Genomic DNA, 1,557 nt, shown 5'->3' with positions numbered 1-1,557 from the left:
ATTCAGTACACTTGAAGGGGATCGAGTTCGTTATGCCAGTCGTATAATTTCCACGTTTCATTGATTTTCACCTCCAATCCAGACGGGAAGAAGGATTCTACAAATTCCATAACATGACCGCAGGAACAGAGTAAAGGATCAATCCCGGTAGACTCTTTACGAAATTCCCGATAGGAGGTTAGTTTTTTGCGAATCCACTCCCGGGCTTTACTTAACGTTTTTCGAATGCAGGCGCTGAGTTTTTTCTTTCTTGAAGTATATGCGCCTAAATAGCGAACCATTTTGAAGTTCTCATCGGGAATATGGATCATCAATTTCTTCATGAAATCTACAGTGGAATCAAAGACATCAACCCGTTCTTTCGTTTGATGATCAATATAATGCCACCAAACGAAATTAAGATCGTAATCATAGTCTTCAATCCGGCTTTGCGCCATGGCGGGCTGGCCTACATAACGGACAATGTAATCCACCCCGTCTTGAGTGGTTTTATGAGGGGAAGGCGGACAATAAACATAAAAGCCGTCGGAATAATCCCGATAACATTGATTTTTTACTTTCTTAAATTCAGCGGAATCCAGCTTCGCAGCCATCCGATCGAGTAACTGTTTTTGAAAGGAAAACCGCAAAGAATCATAGTGATATGGGGAATCCAGTTAAGAGGACGCCCGAAAGTGTGGAGCGTTAAAACCGCGCAGGGAATCAATTCGTCCTGTTTTGTCCCGGCCTTCCGAATGACATAATGAAGTGTGTCTTCTACTGCGCCAAAGAGCTCATGAAGTAAAGAACGATCTTTTTGGAAATAGGGGCGCAGAGGCTCAGGGACAGTAAAAACGCCGTGGCGATGAGGACAGTCAAACAGTTTAGAAGAAATTGAGTCGGAAAGTTGACGAGCATAGCGAATCCCGCACTTATTACAAAAACGAGATTTACAGGTGTGCCAAACGAAAGTGAAGTTTTGACAATGGGGACATTCGTAGAGGGAATGGCCCAGATCGTGCTGTTCACAAAGAATGATGAAGTTGATGGCTTTCATAATAGCCGGACGAAGGCCTTTGCGATAAACCTCGTAATCGTAAACGCCATCGGTTTTCGGCAAAAATCTTAGCGATGGTGATCTTATGAGGCTCGGGAAAATAAGTGTCGCAGTGGCCTAAAGCCAAGACGGTTTCTTTTTCTATTAGGAAAGTGCATCTCAAAAGAAAGGATAAAGTAACAGTTCTTTAGAGTTATAGCCTGTTAAAGAGTTTTAAAACGATGGAATTCATCGTTTAGATACACACTGAAAGGAAGGCGGATTAGGGAGAATCAATTGAAAATGACCGAGGCCTTGAACGAGGAAAATGAAAATGCTGAAACAAACTCAAATGCGTTGAAATGAAGAAGGATGAATTGTATAATTAACTCAATAGAAAAGCTGAGCGTTCTCTGAAAGCGAGGTCTTCTTCATGAAAACAATAACGTGTTCTGACCGGATCTATTACGATGAATTGCTTCATGAAGAAGCTCAGGCTATTCGCCAGGATATCCTTCTATATCATTCGATCCTTCATACTA

Annotated in this window: 2 protein-coding genes; both read right to left on the bottom strand. The window is 42.0% G+C overall.

Features of this window, described 5'->3' with window-relative positions; genetic code table 11:
• Window positions 1-2: 2 nt before the first annotated feature.
• Window positions 3-629 carry a transposase gene (locus HOLDEFILI_RS05230; protein ID WP_256174151.1) on the bottom strand — a complete coding sequence of 209 codons (627 nt, stop codon included), beginning with the start codon at window positions 627-629 and terminating at the stop codon, window positions 3-5.
• The gene (locus tag HOLDEFILI_RS20495; RefSeq protein WP_368670238.1) at window positions 554-1,099 is read right to left on the bottom strand and encodes a transposase zinc-binding domain-containing protein; all 546 of its coding nucleotides are present in this window, start codon (window positions 1,097-1,099) and stop codon (window positions 554-556) included. The genes HOLDEFILI_RS05230 and HOLDEFILI_RS20495 overlap by 76 nt, the downstream gene beginning before the upstream one ends.
• Window positions 1,100-1,557: the final 458 nt, after the last annotated feature.

Origin of the sequence: Holdemania filiformis DSM 12042 (assembly GCF_000157995.1) — a bacterium.
Taxonomy (GTDB): domain Bacteria; phylum Bacillota_I; class Bacilli_A; order Erysipelotrichales; family Erysipelotrichaceae; genus Holdemania; species Holdemania filiformis.
Note: the sequence above shows the minus strand (reverse complement) of the source record. Positions and strands in the feature narration are given on the sequence as shown.